The sequence below is a fragment of the Paenibacillus sp. FSL M8-0212 genome (assembly GCF_038004645.1).
Taxonomy (GTDB): Bacteria; Bacillota; Bacilli; order Paenibacillales; family Paenibacillaceae; genus Paenibacillus.
Map to the genome: position 1 here is coordinate 3420317 of NZ_JBBORP010000001.1, position 23711 is coordinate 3444027.

Genomic DNA, 23711 nt, shown 5'->3' on the forward strand with positions numbered 1-23711 from the left:
TCACTATGAGGATTGTAAACTATGAAGTATACTTTATAGCAAGAAGAAGAAACGGGGGAAATCCATATGAAGATTAGTGAAGTAGCGAACCATGTAAACCTTCCGATATCCACGATTCGTTACTACGAGAAAATAGGTATTATCCCGGATGAACATATGTTGAGAGATCATAATAACTATCGAATATATGCGCAGAGCATTATTCAGCATCTGGACGTGGTCAAACAATGTTTAGCTGTTGGTTTTACGATCCATGAGATCCAATCTATGATCTCTAAACATGGGTTTTCAAGTAATGATCAAGCAATCATTATCCAAGCGAAAATATTAGAAATTGAAGAAACACAACATAAATTAGAGAATTCCAAACAAAATCTGTACGAAATTCTTAAATCGGATATCACGTGTGAGGATGGTTTTGGTAAGTATTAAGCCGGAAGTCCCTCTTGAGGTTTTCATTCAGTACGTTCTTACATCATATCGATTCAATCGAGTACATATCGTCCTGTATACGCAGATTACCGGGCTGTCCAGTTTCCACCTTCACCTCTGTAGCAAATACACCAGGCATACGCCCGTCTGGGAACCAGGGCATCTGTTTATCAATGACAATAAACATGCCTTTTGCATCACCCGTGGGGGAGAATTGTTTTCCGTCTCCGGCAAATGGATCAAGTTGATAATGCTCATTCAATGTGTTCATTGTCTCAGGAACATCATCGACAGGCAGACCGATTTCACTAATACATAACAGATGCTTCACTTCGAAAACTTCATCAACTGCATTATCGAGTGAATGGTGAGCGATAAATTCCATCAAGTTGCCGCTTGGATCATAAAAATAGAAGGCTGTTGCATCCCAGTAGGGGAAATAAAATTCATCTTGTCCATCTTTGGAGAGCAATGAAATGTTTCGGTCTTGAGCCCACCTTTTTGCATCATTAATTTTATTCGTTGGAATCGTAAATGCTACATGATAGTAGGGCTTCTCTTGTTCTGGCGCCTTCTTGAAAGATAGTACCGAGTTCCCCGCACGGAATGAAACGCATGTTGCATTATCCTCCACAAGATCCAGTTCCAGTAGTGTACCGTAAAACTCTTTTATGGCCTCGACCTGATGTGTCAACAAACCAACTTCTTTTATTTTCATTTCATTATCCTCCTTTTAATCTCACCTTTGATTGAAATACTCGATTGTTTTCTCAATAAATGCCTTGGCCGATTGCGTCAGGTAACGGTCGGACCGATGGATGATCTCAAAGTGCCGGTATGGCGGATCATCTGTAATTCGGATGCAACGTAACGTGGGCTCATTCATGGCTTTGATCAGAGGATAAGGCAGCAGTGTTCCTCCAACGTTGGCTTTGACCAGGCTAATGATGGAGGTTGCCGAACTAGTCTCCATGATGGTATTTAGGGTGAAGCCATATTTACGGCAATAGCCATCGACCAATTCTCTGCCTGTAAATCCTTCGGGGAACATCACCGTTTGGATATCACGTAACTCCTGAATTTCAATTGTGCTTCGTTCAGCCCAATCATGATTCTCGGATACGACCAGTACATATTCTTCACTGCACAAAGGAATGCGTACAAGCCGCCTATCAGGGGCAGACGTGATCTCAATGCCGATGTCGACTTCATTTTCCAACACTTGATTTACGACATAGATCGACGAGATAACCTTCAATTGCACCTTGGGGAATCGAGCATGAAAATCAACGAGCAGCGGAGTGATACGGTAATCCAAATCGGATGGAAGAACACCAATAACCAATCGTCCCCGCTGATCATTCCGGAATTCAGCTAGCGCATCTAGGGTATTCTGTAAATGCCGGATCATCTGTACACAGTGCTCCAAAAACAGAGTGCCTGCCTGGGTCATCACAATTTTTTTGCCGACACGGTCAAACAAAGGAACACCAAGTTCATCCTCCAACCCACGTATTTGTTGACTCAACGTAGGTTGAGATATGCCAAGTTTCTCAGCTGCCCGTGTAAAATGAAGCTCCTCACACACTGTAATAAAGTTTTCCATTTGACGAATCTCCATCAATTCACCTCTAATCATTGGTTTTAGTAATCATTTTAATAGAAACAATAGTATTGTTCAATCATTCTAATGATCCTATACTTAATCGTGCACCACCCGAAGATCTTTTCATTAACAATTGGGATCTTTGGTGAAGGCAACGATACTACTACCATGAGGTGATCCATAATGAAACTTTTTTATATTGTATTGGCGCTTATTCTGGCTTCACTGAACTTAAGACCACCGATTACTTCCATTTCTCCTCTGATGAGTACCATACAGAATGATCTGGGTTTGAGTGGAATGACCGCCAGTCTGTTAACTACACTCCCGGTATTATGTATGGGCATATTCGCTCCATTCTCTGTAAGATTAAGTAGAAGGTGGGGGAACGAAGGAGCCATTGTGCTGGCTTTAATCCTTATTGGGATAGGCACGGGATTACGATTGTTCGTAGGCGCAACTCCGTTGATGATGTTCACTTCTTTTCTGTCAGGTGTAGGGATTGCATTGGCAGGGCCGCTGTTGTCCAGCTTCATTAAGCAGTATTTTCCTAACCGAGTGGCAGCCATGGTCGGCATATACTCTACAGCTATGGTGATGGGGGCCAGCATTAGTGTGGGATTATCGGTTCCGCTTCAGCAGACGTTGGGTGGATCTTGGAGAGGTTCTTTGGCTACATGGGCATTACTCGCAGCCATTGCATTGCCGATCTGGTTGAAATTAGCTTGGTCTGCGCGTACAGAGCGGCAATCCGGACAAACTTCGGCTGTAGTCCATGCACCACTTCCGGTGAAGAACAGGCGTGCATGGGTGCTGACATTGTTCTTCGGGCTGATGGCAGCGATCTTCTATTCATTAACCGCCTGGCTTGCGCCAGCCATTCAGAGCCATGGATATAGCCAAGAGACTGCTGGCAACATCCAAACGTTATTTACATTGATATCACTGCCCTCAACGTTATTCATTCCCATGCTTGTACATCGGTACCAAAGACGTGTCTTCTGGCTTGTTGGATGTGCGTTGTTGGAGTTAATTGGTGTCCTGATGCTGAATGTCTCTGTCAGTCCGTGGCTCGCGGCGATCCCGCTCGGTATCGGTGCAGGTGGACTGTTCCCGATTGCACTCATGTTGCCGATTGATGAGACAAACAATGCTCAGGAAGCCAGTAGCTGGTCGGCTATGACTCAATCTGGTGGCTACATTCTTGGAGCACTTGGGCCGCTGGCGATTGGTTGGCTCCGCGATCTAACAGGCAGCTTTGTGCAAGCATTTTATGGTTTGGCTATCATCATCGTGTTGCAGATTATCGTTCAATTGGCTATTGGTAATAAAAAAAGCTCAAAAGTTATTGATCATGAGCAGGAGCTAAAAGGCATTTAAAAGTGAAATGGATATAGAAATAGGACTTTTATACATGATCCAACAAGTCCAGATAGTACTGCCTTAATGCTTTCTGTAAGATGACGGGCTCAATAATCTTAATCGATTTACCATAGCCTGCAAGATATCTCACTATGAAATCAAGCTCGTGAGGTTCATATGAACCAACAAGATGCATGTGTCCCATCTGCTCGATGATCTGCATAGATGGGAAATGTTCTTGCTGGAATAGCTCCATCCCGGCTTCATCAATCAGGCATTTGAATGGAATTGCTTGTTCCGATGGTTTCCATAGAGACGGGGCATCCTGTGAATAGAGTTCCTTTACATGAGTTAAAGGTTCAATCTCCGTTGTTTCGGCTGAAGTGATGCGGTCGCAGCGGAATACACGATACGCTTGTTTATGCAGATCATAGGCCTGGCAATACCAATAGCCTTTCCTGGCATAGAGTGTGATGGGTTGAATGGTGCGGATATTGGTGTTTGCAGAAGATGGCTTTTGATCAGGGGATCTACGCTGATTAGCGTACGTAATCTGAATCACTATATTCTGCACAGCAGCCATCAAAAGAAATTCCAAATGTGCACTATCGCGGATCTGCTCCGTATGTCGGAAGGAAACCCGGTGTTGGATGTTCTCAATATCCTGTCGTTGCTTGTCGGATAACGCGCTCATAAATTTCTCATGAATGGTACGGAAAGAGACTTGAAAGGGTAAGCTAGAGAAACTGCGGAGAGCCTGCATCGCAACATAAAGGGCATGAAGCTCACCCGTATTAAACGAAATGGGAGGCAGCTGCATCTGTTGCAGCAGTCGATATCCGCCGTAGCGTCCATATTCGACATAGATGGGCGCACCTAACTCTTCCAATGAGGCGATATCTCTTAACGCAGTTCGTTTGGAGATCTGGAACTCCTGCATGAGATCTTGCAGGGTGAACTGTTGTTTTTGATTAATGAAGCGTAACATCTGGTTCATACGTTCTGATTTTTTCATATCAAACCTTCTTAATGGTGCCATGGATTGGCACCTTTCGTTGTTATAGTGATAAGTGTAATCCAATAGGAACAAGGAGGCAATATAATGAATTTTGAAGTGATACCATTTTTGTCGATGAACGGGGATGCGGCGGCAGCCATTGCTTTTTATGAGCAGTTTCTGGGCGCCAAGGTGATATTCAAGAAAAGTTATAAAGAGATGAAGGAAATGAACCCGGGTTTCGAGTACCCTGCCGGTCAAGATGAGTATATTACACATTCGGTGCTGGAGATTGGGGTTAACAAAGTCATGATTGCGGAAGAAGCAATGGACACGGAGAGAGCATGGCAGCTGGGGAACAGCACGTCACTATGTATTCAATCCAAGGATAAAGAGACAATCGATCAACTGTATCATTCTCTGATGCAACATGAGGGCGTGAAGGTACTGGTGCCTTACGAGCAAAATGAATTCAGCCCAGGTTATGGCATTATGCGGGACCCATTTGGCATTGCCATTCAGCTGTGTGTCACTGTGCACGATTTTTAAAATGAGTTTAGGCCCCCGGTTAAGCACTCGGTATGTAAACTTGGAACTAACTTAAAAACATAAAAAAAAGAAGAGCCATGGATAACATGCGCTCTTCTTTCTTCGGTTTCTATACAAGGTTGTTCGAGCAACCGATGGTTATAGCGGACCTCTTTTCGTGTAAATCATATAGGTACGGATGTCGCTGTGTACAAGCAAGTTCAATGGATAAAGGAAAGAAGGGATAACATGATTACGAGAGGAATCGACCATATTGGAATAACTGTACCGGATATGGATCAGGCGACACTATTTCTACAACAGGCGTTTGGAGCTCAACTTGCCTATGATCATATAACGCCGGATGATCCCCCACAGGAAGGACCTGAGGCAGAGCGTAAATTAGGACTGCGTTCAGGAGCAAAGGTTATTCATATTCGGATGTTATCGCTCGGGGAGAGTGCAAGTATAGAACTATTTAAGTACGCGAATACAGCGCAATCAGAGCCAGTTAGGGCATCGGATTACGGATTGCAGCATATGGCATTGTACGTGGACGATATGCAAGAAGCTGCACGACACTTCAAAGAAGCGGGCGGGGTGTTGCTAACAGAGCCTGGGGCGTTGACCGGTCATATTGAAGGCGGGGAAGGCAATCAGTTTGTGTACGGAAGGGCACCTTGGGGGATGCTGATCGAGCTGATCTCCTATCCTGCGGGCATTCAGTATCCGAATCACAGTGAAGCGAAGCGCTGGACACCACGAAAAAAATAATAAAGATGAGACTGGATAAGAAACAGGACGATGGACGACAAATCGTCCTGTTTTTATTGTATATAGGGGCTAAATGTTTAATAAAAAACAGAAATTATGTTACAAATACGTTACAAATACAGAAGTGTATACTTCTTTGCCTTATGTTACGATACGAACAAGTAGATACAGAGATATTTTACGGATAAGATAAGCTATAGCGTCTCTTTTCTGGACGATGAACATGCTCCGAAAGTATGTTGACGGATGCCTTTTATCCAGGATATTGAAGAAGCATTGAAACGAAGAAACAACTATATATTTTGATTGGACAGGGTTGCGATAAAGTGCAGGGATACTACTACAGCAAGCCATTGTCAGCGGATGAGGTGGAGCAGATTTTCTTTTAAAAAATAAATGACAACAGGTGATCCAAAGTTCTGCAAATCGGGTATCAATAGTAGAGTCATCTAGAACCTGATGGATACATATGTTGTTATGATCGTTTTCTGCTAGTTAAAGGCTGTCTATTATGGAATGAACTGTGGGGGTTATCAAGTGTCTATATTAGATATGGAAAAGAAAGATGTTGTCACCGATGCAATGGTCATCAAGGCGATGGAGAAAAGTCTTGCTATCATTCGATTCGATCTGGATCGCCGGGTAACCTACGTGAATGAGGTCTTTGCCCAGACGATGGGATATACGGTAGATGAGATGTATGGCATGAAGCATCAGCAACTATGCTTCGGTCAATTTGCAAATACTCCGGAATATGATGCTTTTTGGAATAGCATCTTTAATGGGGTCAGCTTCCAGGACAAGGTTGAACGCAAGGATGCAAAGGGGAATTCCGTATGGCTTGAGGCGACATATATGCCGGTTTACGATGAGACAAATCAGAAGATACTGGGTGTCTCCAAAATCGCCACCAACATTACCAACCGTCAGAACAACATTTCGGTCGTAGTGAATGAGCTGAAAACGATGTCTCATGAACTGAATGGGCAGGCAGATGTAGGTATTGAACGGAGCCAGGAATTAATGTCCAGTATCTCCTATATCTCAGAGGTGTCGGTTACTAACCGTGCAACGTTGACTCATTTGCAGGAACAGGCGGGATCGATTCAGGGTGTGGTACGAACAATACGCGAGATCTCATCACAGACACAGCTGCTTGCGTTGAATGCTGCCATTGAGGCTGCACATGCAGGAGAATACGGACGAGGATTCGATATCGTGGCCAAGGAAGTTAAGAAACTATCCGCAATGGTGGAGAGTTCGATTAACGAGATTCGTGATAGCGTGACTGGAATAACCAAGGAAATTGGTAATATCACAGGCGGCACCAAAAAAGTAGAGGAATACGTTGAGCGGAGCCAGAAGCAGATTGAGATCGCTTTGAATGATTTTACAGCAATTGCTGCTTCGGCTCACTTGCTGGATGCCAAAGCGGAGCATGTGACCAGAATCGTATAAAAATATATAGTAATAACGGTTCCGTGCACAGGAACCGTTTTTTTGTCGTTCAGTACACAAAAAAACGGGAATTTTTGTGATCAAACGGGGACACAATACTTGGGAATACCTGCAGCTTCACATGCAGAGAAATGGTGGGGTGGGAACATGTGGTCAACAATTCTATCCTACGTGCCAGATTCGTCCATATGGATTCAGGCATTCTTGGTCTTGATTATTCCGATTGGGATTACCATGACCATGCGCTGGATCAATGCCGCCATAAAGCGTGGAAGCTTCTCGCGTTCGAAGCAACCTGCTGTATCCTCGGAGGATATCTCGCCAGCAGCCAAAGGACAGGGTCAAGGAACCGAAACGGGCCATTATGCCAATATTAAATTAACCGAGAAGTACAATACCAATCTGATTAGCGTAAAAGAAAGCTTTGGACAAAATGCAGATGTGCATATTCGGGAATTTACCATTAGGGGAACGAATACACGGGCTGCGGTCATCTATACCGAAGGCTTGGTAGATCAAGATTTGATTGATGATCACTTGATTACACCGTTGATGTTAGAAGGGGTTCCCATGCTTAAACAGGAAGGATTCCTCCATCCGGACAACGCCCACTTATTGTCGGCATATCTGCAAGATCAATTACTTCCTGTCAGTCTGGTTGAGGAGACGAAGTCCCTTCAAGAGCTTGCAGTAGGTGTACTTTTTGGGAAAAATGCGCTTTTGGTCGATGGACTGCCGGGTGCTTTATTAATTGGAGCCCATAAGATCAAAACAAGAGGTATGAATGAACCCCTGTCTGAGGGATTGCTTCGTGGGCCACGTATTGGTTTTACAGAGCAATTAAGCGATAATACAGGCATTTTGCGTCGTTATGGAAGTGATCAGAGCCTGTTTATTAAGAAGTATGAAGTGGGTTCACGGATCAAAAAAGATTTGGCGATAGCCTATATTCAGGATATTGCCGATCCTAATCTCGTGGCTGAAGTATGCAAGCGAATTGAAGAGATGGATATGGATTCGATGCTGGAATCTGGTTATGTGGAACAACTCATTGAAGATAATACACTGAGTCCCTTTCAGCAGGTTCTGAATACGGAAAGACCTGACCGGGTAATCGGTGCTTTGCTTGAAGGTCGAGTGGCTATTTTATTGGATGGAACGCCATTTGTCCTCGTGGTACCGGTGACCTTCAGCATGTTGCTCCAATCTCCTGAGGATTACTATGAACGCTGGATTCCCGGTACATTTCTCCGGGTCCTGAGGTTTATGTCCGCCATGCTGGCCCTTCTTGCTCCAGCGCTCTATGTCTCTTTTATATCGTTTCATCCGGGGTTGATTCCGACCAAGCTGGTACTGACGATTATAGAAACCCGGACTGGAGTACCGTTTCCTTCTATTATAGAAGTGCTGATCATGGAGCTCTCCATTGAGATCCTGAGAGAGGCGGGAATACGTTTACCCAAGCCGATTGGACCTGCGATGGGTATCGTTGGGGGTTTGATTATTGGTCAAGCTGCCGTACAGGCGGGAATCATCAGTCAGTTTCTTGTTATCGTTGTAGCTGTTACAGCCATATCCTCTTTTACGATTCCTGTCTATAGTGCGGGATTAACGCTACGGATTCTCCGGTTTGCTGCCATGTTTAGTGCTGCAATACTAGGTTTGTTTGGTGTCGTTATGTTCTTCTTGCTGGTTTGTACACATCTTGCACGACTCTCCAGCTTTGGAGTGCCTTATGTCGCACCAGCTGTTCCATATCACTTGAGTGATTGGAAAGATTTTGTCATTCGTGCTCCACTCAACATGATGAGAAGACGTCCCGAGATGACGAATCCGGTAGATGCAGATCGCAAGAAGTAGACAATCCACAGAAGGTCTGGAGGTACAACAAAGTGAATGACTCGCGAGTGAAAATTAACACCACACAGGCCGTTGTTATTATCGTTAACTACATGCTTGGAGCGGGTATTTTGACGTTACCTCGAACAACTAGCAGAGCCGTTGGAACGCCGGACGTCTGGATTTCCATCCTGCTGTCAGGGCTCATTGTCACAGGTATTGGTCTGATTTTGGTTACCCTGTGCCGCAGATTTCCTGAGAAAACCGTGTTCCAGTTTACCCGGGAGATCACCGGGCGCTGGATTGCTTACATACTGGGTTGTGTGACAATTTTGTATTTTATGATCATTTCAGCATTCGAAATTAGAGTCATGGCCGATGTCACGGGGATGTATCTGCTTGAGCGCACGCCTACATGGGCTATTGTAATGGTATTTATGTGGATAGGCATCTATATGATCTCCGGTGGGCTTGGTGTCATTATTCGCGTGTTTGAGATCATCCTGCCGATCACCTTGATTATATTTGTTATGGAGATATTGCTCAGTAATCAGCTCTTCGAAATTAGTAACCTCAGACCCGTATTGGGTGAGGGCATCATGCCTGTACTCAAAGGGCTGAAACCATCGCTACTGTCGTATACCGGTTACGAAGTTATGCTGGTCATCACTGCATATATGCAAGATCCGAAGAAAAGCAACAAGGCGATGACATGGGGGTTAACTATCTCTACAATGGTATATCTGATCACTGTTGTAATGGTCGTAGGCAGTTTGTCCTTGGATGGAATTAAGACCAGAACATGGCCAACACTGGATCTGGTACGAAGTTTTGAGATACAGGGACTGATATTTGAACGTTTCGAATCGTTATTGCTGGTGATCTGGATTATGCAGATTTTCTCGACATTTGCCATTACCCATTACTGTGCTTCCGTAGGAATCCGGGACTTGTTTCGGGCAAAGAAGATACGCTGGATTATGTATGCCCTGCTTCCATTCATTTATCTGACGGCAATGATGCCTAAAACAGTGTTTGAAACTTTTGCACTGGGCGATATGCTAGGTAACGTATCTGTAGTTTTGTTCGCTATATTACCTCTGGTATTGTTGCTTATCAGCATAATTCGCAAAAAAGGAGGCAAACACGCATGATTTCATTCCGCCTGTGCTTAAGAGTAACTTGTGCTGTGTTCATCCTGTGTATAATATCAGGTTGCTGGAGCAGCCGCGAGATAGAAGATCTAAGCTTGTATGTAGGTCTCGGGATTGACGTTGGAAAAGAGACCGATTTCGAGAAGAAGATTTCAGCGCAGGGTGGGCATTATCCCAAACAAAACAATGTCACAGCAACCGTTCAGATTGCCCCTGGGAATTCTAGCAGTCAAAAAAGTCAGCAATCTGGTTCACCCTCTTCTGGCAAAGAGTCTTATTCCAATGAGCAGCTTACGGGAGATTCCATGCTGCAAATTTTTCGTCAGTTTGCTTTGCGGCGAGATCGTCCACTCATTGGACATCATCTGAAGGTTATTGTGATCTCCAAGGATATTGCCAAAAAGTATGGACTGATTCAATTGCTCGATTTTGTACTCCGGGATAACGATATTCGACCGAACTGTCTTGTACTGATTAGTCACCAGCGGGCGGTTGATGTGCTTACCTCAGATGATCCTTCCCGTATTCCTGCATTTTACCTTACAGGCATTACGAACAATGCATACATTTCCAACAAGATTCTGGAACCCGTTTCGCTGGCAAAACTGGATGCACAGATGCAGTCCGGGTCCAGTTTTCTGCTTCAAAATGTGCTGAATGCCAATGGAGAGGACAAGTTCTCCGGGGGCAGCATATTTGCTGCAAATACAACCAAATTTCTGGGGGAACTCAGCCAAACTGATTTGGAAGCTCTGTCCTGGCTTATGCCTAAAAAACAAGGTGGTGTCATAAAAACATATAGTAAGGAGGGTTTCACGGTACTCTATGAAATCAAGAAGAAGAAAATCAAAATCATTCCGAAGGTTAATGGCGATGATATCTCGTTCCATGTGAAGGCAGAGTCTGAAGGATGGCTAATGGAGGATTGGCGGGCACCGGAAGAAGAGGAAAAGGGTGCATATCTGAAAGAAATGGAAAACGATTTTGCTGAACTGGTCGAGCAACAGATCAAACAGTTACTATACAAGCTCCAACATACCTACAAAGTCGATGTTGCTGGTTTCCGCGATAGCATTCGTATTAAATATCCAAAAACGTGGAAGAAGGTTAAAGGGAACTGGGATGAAATCTTTGCTACTATACCCATTACGTATGAGGTAAAGACCTCCATCATCAATCCGGGGTCTTCTACGGAATAGCGAGGTGTGCCATTTACTATTTAAATGTTGACACATTCATGATCAATCGCTATATTTATAAAAAATCATTTTCTTATCCAGAGAGGTGGAGGGACTGGCCCTTAGAAACCTCAGCAACAGATCTGAAGGATACTGTGCTAATTCCAGCGGGTGAAAGCCTGATAGATAGGAGCGTTTGTTTTTATTTGTCAGTAACGGCGCACTCTTTAGGAAGAGTGGGTCTTTTTTGTTTTTTCTGGATGAAGAAGTAGGGGAGCAGCAGGTATGGAGAACAACAACGACAAAGGGCATTTTCAGCGAAAAATGCAGGCACGGCATGTGGTCATGCTCTCTCTCGGAGGAGTCATTGGAACGGGATTATTCCTCAGCTCAGGTTACACCATTCAGCAGGCGGGACCACTGGGAACCATTCTGTCCTATCTGATCGGAGCCATCGTTGTATATCTGGTGATGCTCTGTCTTGGTGAACTGTCTGTTCATATGCCAGAGACGGGAGCATTTCATAGTTATGCAGCCAAATATATCGGACCGGCAACAGGTTACACGGTGGCTTGGTTATACTGGTTAACCTGGACTGTTGCGCTTGGCTCCGAATTCACAGCCGCCGGATTGCTGATGCAGCGCTGGTTCCCATCGGTAAACGTATGGATATGGAGCGCGCTCTTTGCACTGATGATCTTTTTGTTCAATGCTTTAACGGTGAAATTATTTGCGGAATCCGAGTTCTGGTTCTCATCTGTGAAGGTAGTTACTATTGTAATCTTCATTATTATCGGTGGCGCAGCCATGTTTGGTATCATTCCCATGGCGGATTCTGAACCGGCTCCATTTCTATCAAATATTACCGCATCCGGGTGGTTCCCTCATGGGGCTACAGCGATATTGATGACCATGCTTGCTGTAAACTTTGCCTTCTCAGGCACCGAGTTAATCGGCATTGCCGCCGGTGAGACGGAGAATCCGGAAAAGACGATACCAAAAGCTATTCATACAACGCTGTGGCGTTTGGTTATTTTCTTCATCGGAACGATTATTATCTTGTCGGCCTTGCTGCCCATGTCGGATGCCAGTGTACTGGAAAGTCCGTTTGTAGCGGTAATGGAGCGGGTGGGTGTACCCTATGCAGCAGACATTATGAACTTTGTTATTCTGACGGCGATTCTCTCTGCTGCCAATTCAGGCCTATATGCATCTTCACGGATGCTCTGGTCTTTGGCTGACAAAAAAACGATCTCTCCGTGGTTTGCCAAATTGACCAAAAGCGGGGTACCGCTGAATGCACTTCTGATCAGTATGGTCGGTGGTGCACTGGCCTTGCTGTCCAGCATCATTGCGCCAGGTACCGTGTATATTACACTGGTTTCCATTTCAGGTCTGGCTGTCGTTGCGGTATGGATGAGCATCAGTGCCTCCCAATACATGTTCCGCAGACAGTATATCCGGGAAGGACATGCGGTCAAAGATCTGGTTTATCGCACACCGCTGTATCCGGTGGTACCGATTGTTTCATTTATTTTATGCCTGGCTTCATGCATAGGTATTGCCTTTGACCCGACACAGCGGATTGCGCTGTATTGTGGGGTTCCATTTATTGCAGTATGTTACGCTGCTTATTATCTGACAGAACGTGTGAATAAGAAAAGAGGACAAGTACATGACTCAAGCACAACAGACTAATCCCATAGAACAGATCCTGCGTAAACATCCGGTCATGATTCTGGATGGAGCGCTGGCCACGGAACTCGAACAGCATGGCTGTGATCTGGATGATCCACTGTGGTCAGCTCGTGTATTGCTCGAGAATCCAGATGTTATCGTTCAGGTCCATGCAGATTATTTTCGAGCAGGAGCCGACTGTGCGATTACATCCAGCTATCAGGCGACGGTGGATGGTTTCCGCAAGAGAGGGATCGATGAACAGGCAGCACTGGAGCTGATTCGCAAGACGGTCGAACTGGCAGCGCAGGCGAGAGATGACGTGTGGGCAGAAGTGCAGAGTGGTTTAGTAGGGAGAGAAAGCTCGACAGGTCAGCTTGTAGAAGTTCCTTCGATACGTTCCGAGACCGTGGAAAATGATGAGCATATAGTAGATCTTACAGTGGATCGCGAAGAAGACAATCTCCGTCCACGTCCAATTATTGCTGGGTCCGTTGGGCCTTACGGCGCCTATCTGGCGGATGGTTCAGAGTATGTGGGACATTACGGCGTGTCGGATGAGACACTTGCTGCATTTCACCGTCCGCGTATGGCGGCGCTGATTGAAGCGGGGGCTGACATTTTGGCGTTTGAGACGATTCCTTCCTTGCAGGAAGCACAGGTGCTGGTTGATGTACTGAAAGAGTTTCCTTATGCGTATGCCTGGCTATCTTTCTCTTTAAAAGACGGGACAAGCATCAGCGAGGGCACACCGCTTGAGGTATGTGCACAGACGTTTGGCTCCGAGCCGCAGATTGCGGCGATTGGCCTGAACTGTGCTCCGATGGAAGTGGTGACGGAAGCAGTGGGTATTCTCAGTAGTGCTAGCGACAAACCTGTTATTGTGTATCCGAACTCGGGAGAGACGTATGATGCAGCAACGAAGACGTGGAGCGGACAGGGGACCTGTGGTAGTATGAGGGACGCATCGGAGCAGTGGGTTGCTGCGGGCGCGCAGATTATTGGCGGCTGTTGCCGCACTACGCCACATCAGATTGGCGAACTTGCGAAGAAGTGGCGGAGTTAAAAGACTTGAAATAGAGTTGTACACTGAAAAGCTAGAGATACAACCAAATATAAAGAAGCCCTCACGACCCATTACTGGATTGGTGAGGGCTTTTTCAGTGTGATTTAGCGTTGTTAACATCAACATGAGGACATTCCTCTTCTGATGCTTCTAATTATGCTATTTAATTAACTGAGTGCTAACTAAGGTACGACCTTCGTCGCTTAGGATGTACAGACCCGTTGTGTTATTGAGAAATAGACGTTCATCATTAAGATCAAATTCGCCATTTTTGTAAGTGTACAAAACGTTCAGGTTGCTTGTGTCCATAATAATTAGTTCTAGTTCATCTTCGTCATTCTTTTCAGATTTAAACATCAAACTTGTGCCATCCAAAGCCATATTTGGATATGATACTGGCAGATATGCCTTCTCAGCAATTAATTTACCTGAAGATGAATATAGCTTGATTCGCTTATTTTTATAATCCACAAATATAAAACGACCTTTCAATGCAAAAAGCTCTGTTGAATATTCCTTATAAGGAAGTTGTTTTGTCCACTTTAGCTGCCCCGTGCTGTTATAGCCTTTAAGCGTTATTGTTTTTTTGTAGATATTATAATATAGGAATGTGCCGTCAGATAGACTCTTAATCCCATTGTAACCTTTACCACCAGTAATCGTTTTAATTTTTTGTCCGCTGGTCAGGCTAATCAAGTGAAAATTGGGATGATCGCCAAATGTACTGCCGACAATCACATCACCATGAATCTGTTGCATTATATATGGAACCTTGAACTTTCGACTTAAATTTCCATTAGCATCGTAATAGTAGAGTGTACTGCTTTTATTATCATGGGAGACTGAAATCACATACAGACTTCCATTTTCGCCTGGAATGGCTGACTCTGCCGAGTATAGTCTCCAATCTTCTGGCGGTCCGGGCAGAGAAGCTGTCCAACGGATCTGGCCCGTAGCTATATGCTTGGCATTGACTTGATTATCGTGGAAAATAAACATATATCCATCATCGGATAGCGTGTACTCGTTGTCCGTTGGAATCGACCAAAGTAGCTCCCCTGTTTTGGCATCCACACTGTCGATATAATAATCATTATTCTTGCCTGCTTTAGTTACGAGCAGACTTTCATTCCCCATGGCGTCCGTAACACTTTTCATTGAATATGAGCTTGTTGCACTCTGTCCGCCGTTGGTAATATCATACCCCCATTGGAATTGCAGCAGATCTTTAGCCAGAGCTGGCTCGGATGGGATCGCAAGGAAGATGCATAGGCTGGCTATAAGCCAATAGTTGATTCGTTTTAAACTCATGATTGGTAGACTCCTTATGTAATGTTCTCTGGATTATGGAAGTAACTGATACTTTCTTATCGTTTGCCCGTCGGAAGGTATGAAAAATAGTTCATTTTGCTTGTTGAGGAACAGTTCATCTCGATTAAACCTTACATCTTTCCAATCGTTCTGCGACACCCGATAGAGTTCTCTCAGATTATTTGAATCTCTAATCACGAGTTCTATTCCCTGTTCCGTGTATTGGATGTACATAAAACTCTGTAAATCGATGGCCATTTTCAGAGAGCTATTTGGCTCACCTTGCATGTAGAAGGGATTTTCATTGACCCCTGTAATGAATTTTCCATCGGAATTCATAAGCATGATATTGCCTGCGGTTTGTTCCAGATACAGCACACGATCATGGATGATAAATATCTCGGGAGGCCCCTTTTTAAAAGAAAAATCATACTTCCATTTCAAATTTCCTGTAGGCGAGTATGCCCTCAACTCAAGTTCACGGTTATTGATAAACTTCCGGGTTATTAGGGTTCCATCGTCCGTAACCCTATTCCCGTAGGGCAAGGTTGTTTCATTGGTCAGCACCGTTAGCTTCTTACCTGTAGAAAGATTAAAAACATGAGTATACGGACTTTTGTTGCCCGGTTGACCTAAAATAAAATTGCCTTCTATTGTGTAATATTGCATATAGGGGAGAACAAGCTTTTTGCTTCGATGTCCCTGTTCATCATAATAATAAAGAGTTACATATTTGTTTTTGTGATAAGTGAAAGAATAAACTGTTCCGTTTTTGGCGAAATCTGAGGACTGACCTTCACGAAAGTAAGGGTTTATTGAAGACCATATCGGTTTACCAGTTGTCAGATCCGAGACTGTAATAATATCATCTAATCTATTTTCATAGTCATCAGTTTCAGCAGGTTTGAAAGTATACATGTAACCATCACTTGTTGAACCATAATCAGATTCTGGCTTGGACCATCGGATGTCCCCGGTTTCACCACTAATGTTCTCCACATATATGAGGTCCTCATTCACAACCTTTCTCACCAGAATGTTTAGGTTGCCGGACGAATCCAGTCTGAAGTAATGCGGAGTGAATCCATCCCCCCATTGGCCAGAATCGACCTGCTTGACCCATTCAAGTTGTGGCACGGTCTTGGCTTTAGCCGACGCTGAAGGTTTGTCTACTGACAACAATCCTAGACTCAGGATGCTGATCAACAAACAAAATCGAATACATAACCATTTCAAAATAAACAACTCCTTAACAAAAATCGAGGTCAAACTTAATCTGGACCTACCGTTTCATTTTTAATATCCTGCACCAACCGTATAATCTCCGCAACACCTAGTAACAATAGTCCTGCTACAATGCCGTTCATCATAACTGGAAGAGTCAAAGACCATTGAAAGCCACTGAACTCATTTTGCCCAACGAGGATGCCGGCAATAATGGATAGAATGATGCTAATCCAAGCTATCCACTTCAACAATTTACTCGTTTTATTTTTGTTGTACAAAGAAATTAACTCCTTTACCATAGTATGCCATTAAGTCTATCATATCTATCATTGCTAGGTATATAGGACTATTTCTGTGTCGGATTTAGAGTTTTGTTGAAATATATTGTCATGTGTTTTAATGTCTGTCTGCTGCTGCATGTTATTCAATAACAAGAATGCGCGGGGATGCCTGACGAATCACCTTGGATGATCTCCAGGAGCCAAAAGCTGCTGCAAGGATACTCAGAGAAGAGAAAAGTATAATTCCCCACCAATTCAGAACCAATGGGATTTGAACAATACCGTATCCCGAGAGTACTTTTTCAAGCAACAACGGAAGAAGGTACACGCCAGCAATAACGCCAAACATCGAACCGATCAGGGATAACAATACGACTCCCAGTGTAATAGAAGACCGAATACTGCTAGATGTCATTCCAATCGACTTATAAATGCCATACGTCTTGCTCTCTTTGCGAATACTGATCCGGCAGGTGCTGAAGATAATGATAAATGTAACCAAAATGAACAGCAGACCAATGAGAGCCATGGGGTACACAAGAATGCTTGCAGCTTCTGCATAAACAGAATCCAGCAGCGTTTTTTGCGTGACGATGGAAGCAGAGTCTTTGAACCGCTCATTCAATTGGTTAGCAATGGCTCCTGCCTGTGAAGGATCGTTGACATTGATAAACGCGACATTTACATCTCCGTAATCCGGATTCACGCTTCGAACCGCTTGAGCTGTGATTCTTCCGGATACCGACAAGTCGGAGATGGCCTGATAGATGCCCGAAATCATGAACGTGCGCTTCTCTCCTTCAATGTAGAGATCAATGAGATCTCCCATATCCTTGTTTAACATCTTGGCAACACTAACCCCGATTGAAATTTCATTTTCGAGTTCCGGATTGTTTCCTCTCAACGTCTCAAAACCAAGATCTTGATAGCTTCCATCCAGTACTCTTAGATAAAGACTGGTAGACTGGCTGACCACGTCGGTTGAATCATCTGGAAGGATAACTCCGGTGATGTTTCCTTGCCAGCCCACATTTTTGATGCGAGGGTCTTCTTCCAATACGTTCTGCAGCTCTGCTCTCGGAAACGTAGTTTTGTTTACAACGACTGCGGCAATGTTAGCATTGTCATACCCCCATTTGGCCGCCGTCTGATAGATTCCGGTAATGCTGGTCAGTACAACATACCCGAGGACAAGTACGGAAGCAGCCAACGTTGTTAGCAATAACATCAGAACCGAGCTTTTGCTGTTTTTGATCAGATTGCGTATGCCGATTACAAAAGAGACGGGCAATCGTCCAAACAAGGCCCGGTTTGCGAGCGGTGAATTCATTCGTCGCGCCATGCGTACATTGTCGCTCTCCGACATACCGTACCGAATGGCCTGAACAGGCTCGATCGTGCGAGCTTTTCTGGCGTATAACACGACAAATGCAATAACCAAGACGAGTAACAGCAGCCCCACAACAATAGCAGCTCCAATGCCCTCAATTGGAAGATCACCCTGGCCAGTTCGCAGGGACGATACGGAGATGTTGATGATGAATTTGGAGACGAATACGCTCAGTACTAGCCCGGGAAGAACGGCGATGATGGACAGCAGGGTATATTGAATGACGTAGGTACCAATGGTGCCCCGGGAAGTGAGTCCCAGCGATTTAAGGATACCTATCGTTTTGTAGTTGGCCAGAATGGCATCGGATATGGTGAAGCCAATCGTAATGAGGGCAATAATCATCATGACGGCCCCTAAGAATATCATAATGAACCCTACGATCTGATTGATGATCAGATAAAAGGATGAGATACTTTCAAATTCCATTTTGGTTTCCAAGAATGGGGCACCCGTCTCGCTTGTATAACGATCCCAGTAGCTGGAGTTCGTACTGTAATCATCAAAATGGATGCCCATCATGTGAATATCTTTTCCTGCAAGCGTACTAAGATCATTTTGGTAATCCGTACTGTTCATCCAAATTCTTGCCGTATTGGTGAACGGTGCCCCATAAGGAACATCCACAACAATAGCTGAGACTGCGAGGTCAAGTGTGGTAGATCCAGTTTTGAATTGAATGGTATCACCGACAGCGATGTTATAGCCATTCGCCATGGAAGTTGGGATCCATACGCTTCCTTGTTCAGGAGCCGAATGCTGTGTACCACTTGCAAATACAAGTTCATCTACACTCCACGGAGGAGGCGGGGTATTCATCATGTACAGATAAAGGTTAGGGATGTCAGTGCCGCCAAAAGTGATGCCCGACAAGATGCGGTAAGTAAGCAAAGGTGAGACTTGAACACCGTTCTGGGCAGCCCACCAGCCATGCACAGTTTGGGGATCATTCAGTCCTTTGTCGAACGTCAAGATCTGATGGGACCCGTTGGTCCGACTATGCATTTCCTTGAACTGGTTACCCGTATTGGCCAGAATGATGACAGATGTGGATACCAGTAGGGTAGACAGCAAAATAAGCAGCGCAATCAACGCATTTTGTATTTTGTTCCTACTCAGATACGACAAGCTAAGTTTAAACATGACCGCCATCGTTATTCCTTCCCCGTAACCAAAGCGAAGATGATCGCTTCACGATCTTGAATTTGATGTTCGTCATAGGTGTCAAACTCAAGGATTCCGCCAATCTTGCCGTCCAAAATGTAGATCAGGCGATCTGCCCGACAGGCGGCCTTGATATCATGCGTCACCATGACAACAGACTGTCCTTTCCGATGGATAGCCGTAAGGATATCAAGAACAGCTGTGCCGTGCTCCATATTCAGGCTTCCGGTCGGTTCATCCGCAAAAATGATATCCGGCGAATTGATCAAAGCCCGTGCAATGGCAGCTCGCTGCTGCTGTCCTCCGGAAGTTTGGGAGGGAAGACGGTTACGCTGTCCATCAATATCCATCGCACTCATCAGCTCAGCAGCACGGTATTGGATGTCCTTCTTTTTGTTTCCTGCAATGTATCCCGGTAAAGCAATGTTTTCTTTAATGGAAAGGTCTGGGACCAGATTGATGCTCTGATAGATATAACCGATTCGGCGGGTGCGGAAGTTGGACATTTCCCGTTCACTATAAGCGTCAATCCGCTGATCACGAAAATAGACCTCACCTGCTGTAATCTGATCCAGTCCGCTTAGCAGATATAAGAGGGTTGATTTGCCAGAGCCAGAGTTACCCATGATGACCGTGAATTCCCCTTCATAGATATCGAGATCAACATTACGGATGGCATGATGTTGCTCACTTCCGCTGTTGTACGTTTTGCACAGATTCTGTGCACGGATAATCACCTTTTTGGACAAGTCAAATCACTCCCAAGTGCAGTATAGGATTCATTCTAGAGGAGGGATGTTGAGGAAGCCTTATCAAATTATGAATAAAGTATTACAGCTGTGGAGTGTGGGCTCAGCAGATCGGCAGATAGAATCGGAAGGTCGTACCTTCTCCTTCTTTACTAGTAAAAGAAATACTGCCTCCGTGTGCTTCAATAATGCTTTGGCAGATGGAAAGACCCAGCCCTGTACCTTCCTGAACATGTTGGTCTGCCTGACTCGCTTGGCCTCTGAAGTAACGTTGGAATACAAACGGCATGTCCTGTACACGTATTCCCTGACCCGAATCGGCAATCGTCACTTTCAAGTGTCCGGATTCCAGTTCCATACCTATACGTATCGTGTCTCCTGGAGCTGTATGCTTGAGGGCGTTGACGACAAGATTGGAAATCACTTGTTCAATTCGAGTGGGATCGATAGCGATTAACACATTTGGGATGTAGTTGGGTCCTTTATAGATAAGCCCCTTTGTTAGGACAACATGTTCAATAGGTTTCAACATCGTCTCCAGTATAGGCCCACTGTACATCTCACGGGTTTCCACCGAAATTTGCCCCAATTCCTGAAGTGCATGAACCAGCAGATCCTCCACAAGGCGGGCCGTTTTATCCGTATGGGTCCGCATGACTCTCATATATTCCATCAGCGTCTCCTGATCGTTGCATAGTCCTTCCTCAATCGCTTCTATGTATGCTTTTATCGTGGTAATTGGTGTTTTAATATCATGAGATATATTGGTGATGAGTTCCTTTTGTGCTTGTTCCTGCTGAATACGCTGCTCGCTCATATGTTTAATCTCCGTACGCATTAGATCAAACATGGCATATACTTCGAGCAATTCATCGTTGCGGTTGTACTGGATTTTTTCTTCATAATTGCCTTTAAGCATGGATTCCGCATGTTGCTTCAATTGATGGATGGGAGAGAGCAGGTGTTTGTCCAGTTTTCGTTTCATCCAGAATAGAAATAAGCTCAGAATCAGTGACAGGAGAATGAGTGCGCTAATCAATATAACCGGAAAAGTCATCGACTGCTGAACCGTAACCATGGCTTGGGGGATGGAAAAGATGGCATTGCCGATCTGACTTCCCACCGGTCCGTCCATCACGGGAAACGCAATATCAAGCGTATCGTTACCGTCCGCGGCCTGCGTGGCATGATGCAGATCATAATGGAGAGCTGAACGCAGATTAACTTGCGTCCCTTCAGAGTTGGGGTCGGAGGACAGCATGACTTTTCCATCCAAGTTTAGATAGGTAAGCAGAACTCCGGTCTCTCTGGCGGTGGAACGTATGACTTCACGAATATTTTGTTCATTAAGATGCTGATGATTTTGCTCCAAAGCGAGTAAGATCGGATTGACCTTGAGTCGAACCTGATTCAGGGACAGATTGGATTCGCCTGAATTTTGATCTTGTAACAGCATCATCGACAGTGCAAGGATACTTGAAACGATAATAATGAGAAGCCCAAGTGTTGTTAACAACCAGCGTTTGGACCAGCTGTTCAATGACATGTGGGAGCCTCCAATCTCACTTATGCGTAATTGAATTTGTAACCGACACCCCATACGGTCTTCAGAACGGTCGGATGCGAGGCATCTGCCTCGATTTTTTCACGCAGTCTGCGAATGTATACGGTTACGGTATTTTCATCGCCGTAGGTTGCATATCCCCAGATGGCGTCGAGCAACTGGGCTTTGGAGAATACCTGATTCTTATGGCTTGCCAGATAATGAAGTAATTCGAATTCCTTGGCAGACATAGAAACTTCCGATCCGTTTAATGTAACTTTATAGGCTTTTTTATCAATCATAAGGTTTCCAAGATGCAGTAGATCTGTTCTGTCTCCAACGGATGTCATGCTGTCATAACGCCTGAAGTGGGCATTAATCCGTGCTAACAGTTCGCTCAGCGAGAAGGGCTTGGTCATATAGTCGTCTGCTCCAAAGCCAAGACCAAGTACCTTATCGGTATCACTGCCTCTGGCACTCAGAATAAGGATGGGGATATTATTGCGTCTTCTGATCTCTCGACAGACCTCGATCCCGTCCATGTCCGGAAGCATAATATCCAGAATGATGTAGTCTGGTTGAATAAGCTCCATAATCTGAAGTCCATCTTGTCCAGTGGCTGCCACGGCGGCTTCATATTGATTTTTGGTTAAATAATCTCGCAGAATGCGCGAAATATCTGATTCATCCTCGATGATGAGGACTTTGCGTTTAGAGTTCATTCTGATCGCGCTCCATTAGAAGGATAATAAGCTAAGGCAATAACTGTAATTATGTATATTCTTAGTTTATGTCATTTTAAGTCATAGAGGAATCAAGTTATTGATTTAGCTATTTATTTTATTCAGAAAAGTATGATTACTTCTCATTAAATTAATAATACCAATGTATTGTTCCGATATTTGATAAAACATCACATTTGGAATGACAAAATGACAAAGATCAGCAAGGAAAATATGAATGATCAAAAGGGTGATCTCTTGTTCCTTGATCGGCATTGGCAGTTTCAGTAATCCATTACCGGTTTACCTTGACACAGTATATATAGCGTGACATAATACATTTCATACTAAATTACTATGTTAAGTTGGACATCATATTTTTTCCGTTGATAAACGAGGGGGAAGTTAAAATGAAAAAGAAATTTTTGCCGGTTGTTTTTGTATTATTGTTAGGGGTTGTCATCGCGGGTTGTGGAAACAAAAATGAGACAGGCTCAGGAGCAGAATCCGGTGCAACACCAGGCCAAAAGACGATTGTAGCTGGCACGAGCGGAGTTAGCAATCCGTTCAGTTATGATAAGGACGGCCAATTGACGGGATACGATGTTGAAGTCATGAAAGCTGTTTTTGAAGGTCTTCCTGAATATAAGTTGGAAGTACAAGCTATTGAATTTGAAGGCATTTTGACTGGCCTTGATAATGGACGTTTCCAATTGGGCGCAAATAATTTCAGCTCCAACGCAGAAAGACGCAATAAATATGATTTCTCTTTGCCTATCATTGAAAATGCAAATGTGTTTGTTGTTCGCAAGGACGATAATACACTTAAATCGATAGAAGATCTCAAGGGCTACAAAGCCGTGACTGAAGTAGGGAATTCCGGCGCTACGCTGCTTGAAAATTATAATGCGGAACACGCGGATGCCAAAGCGGAAATTATGTACACCGAAGAAAACTTCGTCAAGCAGTTTGAAGGTATTGAAGCAGGACGATACGATGTAAGAATCATTTCTCGCGTTTCTGCTGAAAAGGCGATTAAAGAGCATGGCTTTACCAATTTGAAAGTAGTTCCTTTCTCTACTGAAAATAGCGATCCAGGCTCCTATATCCTGTTCTCCAAATCTGCTGACAGCACACTATTGGATGCAGTTAATAAGAGAATCAAAGAAATGTACAACGATGGAACGTTATTGAAAATTAGCGAAGAACAACTTGGGGGCGATTATTTGCCTAAGAAAGAACTAATGGAATAG

General features: G+C 44.4%; 21 protein-coding genes and 1 riboswitch. Of the genes, 11 read left to right on the forward strand and 10 right to left on the reverse strand.

What is annotated here, in order from left to right; all coding sequences use genetic code 11:
- Window positions 1–66 precede the first annotated feature (66 nt).
- Window positions 67–432, forward strand: coding sequence for a MerR family transcriptional regulator (locus tag MKX68_RS15050; protein ID WP_340912623.1), 366 nt, complete (start codon window positions 67–69; stop codon window positions 430–432).
- A 43-nt stretch (window positions 433–475) separates the two neighbouring features.
- Here the strand turns inward: MKX68_RS15050 and MKX68_RS15055 are convergent, their stop codons facing one another.
- The gene (locus MKX68_RS15055) at window positions 476–1150 is read right to left on the reverse strand and encodes a VOC family protein (RefSeq protein ID WP_340912625.1); all 675 of its coding nucleotides are present in this window, start codon (window positions 1148–1150) and stop codon (window positions 476–478) included.
- A 21-nt stretch (window positions 1151–1171) separates the two neighbouring features.
- A complete protein-coding gene (locus tag MKX68_RS15060; protein WP_340912627.1) occupies window positions 1172–2038 on the reverse strand; it encodes a LysR family transcriptional regulator in 867 nt (288 codons plus the stop codon).
- Between the two features lie 183 nt (window positions 2039–2221).
- Between MKX68_RS15060 and MKX68_RS15065 the strand changes: the two genes are divergently transcribed.
- Window positions 2222–3418, forward strand: a complete 1197-nt coding sequence (locus MKX68_RS15065) for an MFS transporter (RefSeq protein ID WP_338588624.1) — start codon at window positions 2222–2224, stop codon at window positions 3416–3418.
- Between the two features lie 28 nt (window positions 3419–3446).
- Here the strand turns inward: MKX68_RS15065 and MKX68_RS15070 are convergent, their stop codons facing one another.
- Entirely contained in the window at window positions 3447–4415 is a 969-nt protein-coding gene (locus tag MKX68_RS15070) for a helix-turn-helix transcriptional regulator (protein ID WP_340912631.1), read from the reverse strand.
- A gap of 87 nt (window positions 4416–4502) precedes the next feature.
- On the opposite strand from MKX68_RS15070, the gene MKX68_RS15075 reads away from it, so the two are divergent.
- From MKX68_RS15075 to mmuM, 8 genes are all read left to right on the forward strand, one after another.
- Window positions 4503–4946 carry a VOC family protein gene (locus MKX68_RS15075; RefSeq protein ID WP_340912634.1) on the forward strand — a complete coding sequence of 148 codons (444 nt, stop codon included), beginning with the start codon at window positions 4503–4505 and terminating at the stop codon, window positions 4944–4946.
- Between the two features lie 228 nt (window positions 4947–5174).
- Window positions 5175–5699 carry a VOC family protein gene (locus MKX68_RS15080; RefSeq protein WP_338588621.1) on the forward strand — a complete coding sequence of 175 codons (525 nt, stop codon included), beginning with the start codon at window positions 5175–5177 and terminating at the stop codon, window positions 5697–5699.
- A gap of 552 nt (window positions 5700–6251) precedes the next feature.
- Window positions 6252–7157 carry a methyl-accepting chemotaxis protein gene (locus tag MKX68_RS15085; protein WP_340912638.1) on the forward strand — a complete coding sequence of 302 codons (906 nt, stop codon included), beginning with the start codon at window positions 6252–6254 and terminating at the stop codon, window positions 7155–7157.
- A 147-nt stretch (window positions 7158–7304) separates the two neighbouring features.
- Window positions 7305–9017 (forward strand): spore germination protein, encoded by a 1713-nt coding sequence (locus tag MKX68_RS15090; RefSeq protein ID WP_338588619.1) that lies wholly within the window; start codon window positions 7305–7307, stop codon window positions 9015–9017.
- A gap of 32 nt (window positions 9018–9049) precedes the next feature.
- Window positions 9050–10150 carry a GerAB/ArcD/ProY family transporter gene (locus MKX68_RS15095; protein WP_338588618.1) on the forward strand — a complete coding sequence of 367 codons (1101 nt, stop codon included), beginning with the start codon at window positions 9050–9052 and terminating at the stop codon, window positions 10148–10150.
- Window positions 10147–11349, forward strand: a complete 1203-nt coding sequence (locus tag MKX68_RS15100) for a Ger(x)C family spore germination protein (protein ID WP_340912641.1) — start codon at window positions 10147–10149, stop codon at window positions 11347–11349. The genes MKX68_RS15095 and MKX68_RS15100 overlap by 4 nt, the downstream gene beginning before the upstream one ends.
- Window positions 11350–11419: 70 nt before the next feature.
- Window positions 11420–11521, forward strand: a riboswitch (SAM riboswitch).
- A gap of 92 nt (window positions 11522–11613) precedes the next feature.
- A complete protein-coding gene (gene mmuP / locus MKX68_RS15105; protein ID WP_340912643.1) occupies window positions 11614–13026 on the forward strand; it encodes an S-methylmethionine permease in 1413 nt (470 codons plus the stop codon).
- A complete protein-coding gene (gene mmuM / locus MKX68_RS15110) occupies window positions 13004–14071 on the forward strand; it encodes a homocysteine S-methyltransferase (RefSeq protein ID WP_340912646.1) in 1068 nt (355 codons plus the stop codon). Before mmuP ends, mmuM begins: the two co-directional genes overlap by 23 nt.
- A gap of 159 nt (window positions 14072–14230) precedes the next feature.
- Here the strand turns inward: mmuM and MKX68_RS15115 are convergent, their stop codons facing one another.
- From MKX68_RS15115 to MKX68_RS15145, 7 genes are all read right to left on the reverse strand, one after another.
- Window positions 14231–15382 (reverse strand): outer membrane protein assembly factor BamB family protein, encoded by a 1152-nt coding sequence (locus MKX68_RS15115; protein ID WP_340912648.1) that lies wholly within the window; start codon window positions 15380–15382, stop codon window positions 14231–14233.
- Window positions 15383–15415: 33 nt separating this feature from the next.
- On the reverse strand, window positions 15416–16381 hold the full coding sequence (locus MKX68_RS15120; protein ID WP_339788725.1) for a hypothetical protein: 966 nt from the start codon (window positions 16379–16381) through the stop codon (window positions 15416–15418).
- 272 nt (window positions 16382–16653) lie between these two features.
- A complete protein-coding gene (locus MKX68_RS15125; RefSeq protein ID WP_339788727.1) occupies window positions 16654–16887 on the reverse strand; it encodes a hypothetical protein in 234 nt (77 codons plus the stop codon).
- Window positions 16888–17029: 142 nt separating this feature from the next.
- Window positions 17030–19432, reverse strand: a complete 2403-nt coding sequence (locus MKX68_RS15130; RefSeq protein ID WP_340912652.1) for an ABC transporter permease — start codon at window positions 19430–19432, stop codon at window positions 17030–17032.
- Window positions 19433–19434: 2 nt separating this feature from the next.
- Window positions 19435–20193, reverse strand: coding sequence for an ABC transporter ATP-binding protein (locus MKX68_RS15135; protein WP_338588612.1), 759 nt, complete (start codon window positions 20191–20193; stop codon window positions 19435–19437).
- A 103-nt stretch (window positions 20194–20296) separates the two neighbouring features.
- Window positions 20297–21739 carry a HAMP domain-containing sensor histidine kinase gene (locus MKX68_RS15140; RefSeq protein WP_340912654.1) on the reverse strand — a complete coding sequence of 481 codons (1443 nt, stop codon included), beginning with the start codon at window positions 21737–21739 and terminating at the stop codon, window positions 20297–20299.
- 20 nt (window positions 21740–21759) lie between these two features.
- A complete protein-coding gene (locus tag MKX68_RS15145; RefSeq protein WP_340912657.1) occupies window positions 21760–22458 on the reverse strand; it encodes a response regulator transcription factor in 699 nt (232 codons plus the stop codon).
- A 410-nt stretch (window positions 22459–22868) separates the two neighbouring features.
- Between MKX68_RS15145 and MKX68_RS15150 the strand changes: the two genes are divergently transcribed.
- Window positions 22869–23711 (forward strand): transporter substrate-binding domain-containing protein, encoded by an 843-nt coding sequence (locus tag MKX68_RS15150; RefSeq protein WP_340912659.1) that lies wholly within the window; start codon window positions 22869–22871, stop codon window positions 23709–23711.

Excerpts from the sequence above, each read along its gene's own strand:
- MKX68_RS15075 (WP_340912634.1), top strand. The coding sequence starts at position 4,503 with ATGAATTTTGAAGTGATACCATTTTTGTCGATGAACGGGGATGCGGCG.
- MKX68_RS15080 (WP_338588621.1), top strand. The coding sequence starts at position 5,175 with ATGATTACGAGAGGAATCGACCATATTGGAATAACTGTACCGGATATG.
- MKX68_RS15090 (WP_338588619.1), top strand. The coding sequence starts at position 7,305 with ATGTGGTCAACAATTCTATCCTACGTGCCAGATTCGTCCATATGGATT.
- MKX68_RS15150 (WP_340912659.1), top strand. The coding sequence starts at position 22,869 with ATGAAAAAGAAATTTTTGCCGGTTGTTTTTGTATTATTGTTAGGGGTT.
- MKX68_RS15055 (WP_340912625.1), bottom strand. The coding sequence starts at position 1,150 with ATGAAAATAAAAGAAGTTGGTTTGTTGACACATCAGGTCGAGGCCATA.
- MKX68_RS15145 (WP_340912657.1), bottom strand. The coding sequence starts at position 22,458 with ATGAACTCTAAACGCAAAGTCCTCATCATCGAGGATGAATCAGATATT.
- MKX68_RS15050 (WP_340912623.1), top strand. The coding sequence starts at position 67 with ATGAAGATTAGTGAAGTAGCGAACCATGTAAACCTTCCGATATCCACG.
- MKX68_RS15070 (WP_340912631.1), bottom strand. The coding sequence starts at position 4,415 with ATGAAAAAATCAGAACGTATGAACCAGATGTTACGCTTCATTAATCAA.
- MKX68_RS15085 (WP_340912638.1), top strand. The coding sequence starts at position 6,252 with ATGGAAAAGAAAGATGTTGTCACCGATGCAATGGTCATCAAGGCGATG.
- MKX68_RS15100 (WP_340912641.1), top strand. The coding sequence starts at position 10,147 with ATGATTTCATTCCGCCTGTGCTTAAGAGTAACTTGTGCTGTGTTCATC.
- MKX68_RS15065 (WP_338588624.1), top strand. The coding sequence starts at position 2,222 with ATGAAACTTTTTTATATTGTATTGGCGCTTATTCTGGCTTCACTGAAC.
- MKX68_RS15140 (WP_340912654.1), bottom strand. The coding sequence starts at position 21,739 with ATGTCATTGAACAGCTGGTCCAAACGCTGGTTGTTAACAACACTTGGG.
- mmuP (WP_340912643.1), top strand. The coding sequence starts at position 11,614 with ATGGAGAACAACAACGACAAAGGGCATTTTCAGCGAAAAATGCAGGCA.
- MKX68_RS15060 (WP_340912627.1), bottom strand. The coding sequence starts at position 2,038 with ATGGAAAACTTTATTACAGTGTGTGAGGAGCTTCATTTTACACGGGCA.
- mmuM (WP_340912646.1), top strand. The coding sequence starts at position 13,004 with ATGACTCAAGCACAACAGACTAATCCCATAGAACAGATCCTGCGTAAA.
- MKX68_RS15130 (WP_340912652.1), bottom strand. The coding sequence starts at position 19,432 with ATGGCGGTCATGTTTAAACTTAGCTTGTCGTATCTGAGTAGGAACAAA.
- MKX68_RS15115 (WP_340912648.1), bottom strand. The coding sequence starts at position 15,382 with ATGAGTTTAAAACGAATCAACTATTGGCTTATAGCCAGCCTATGCATC.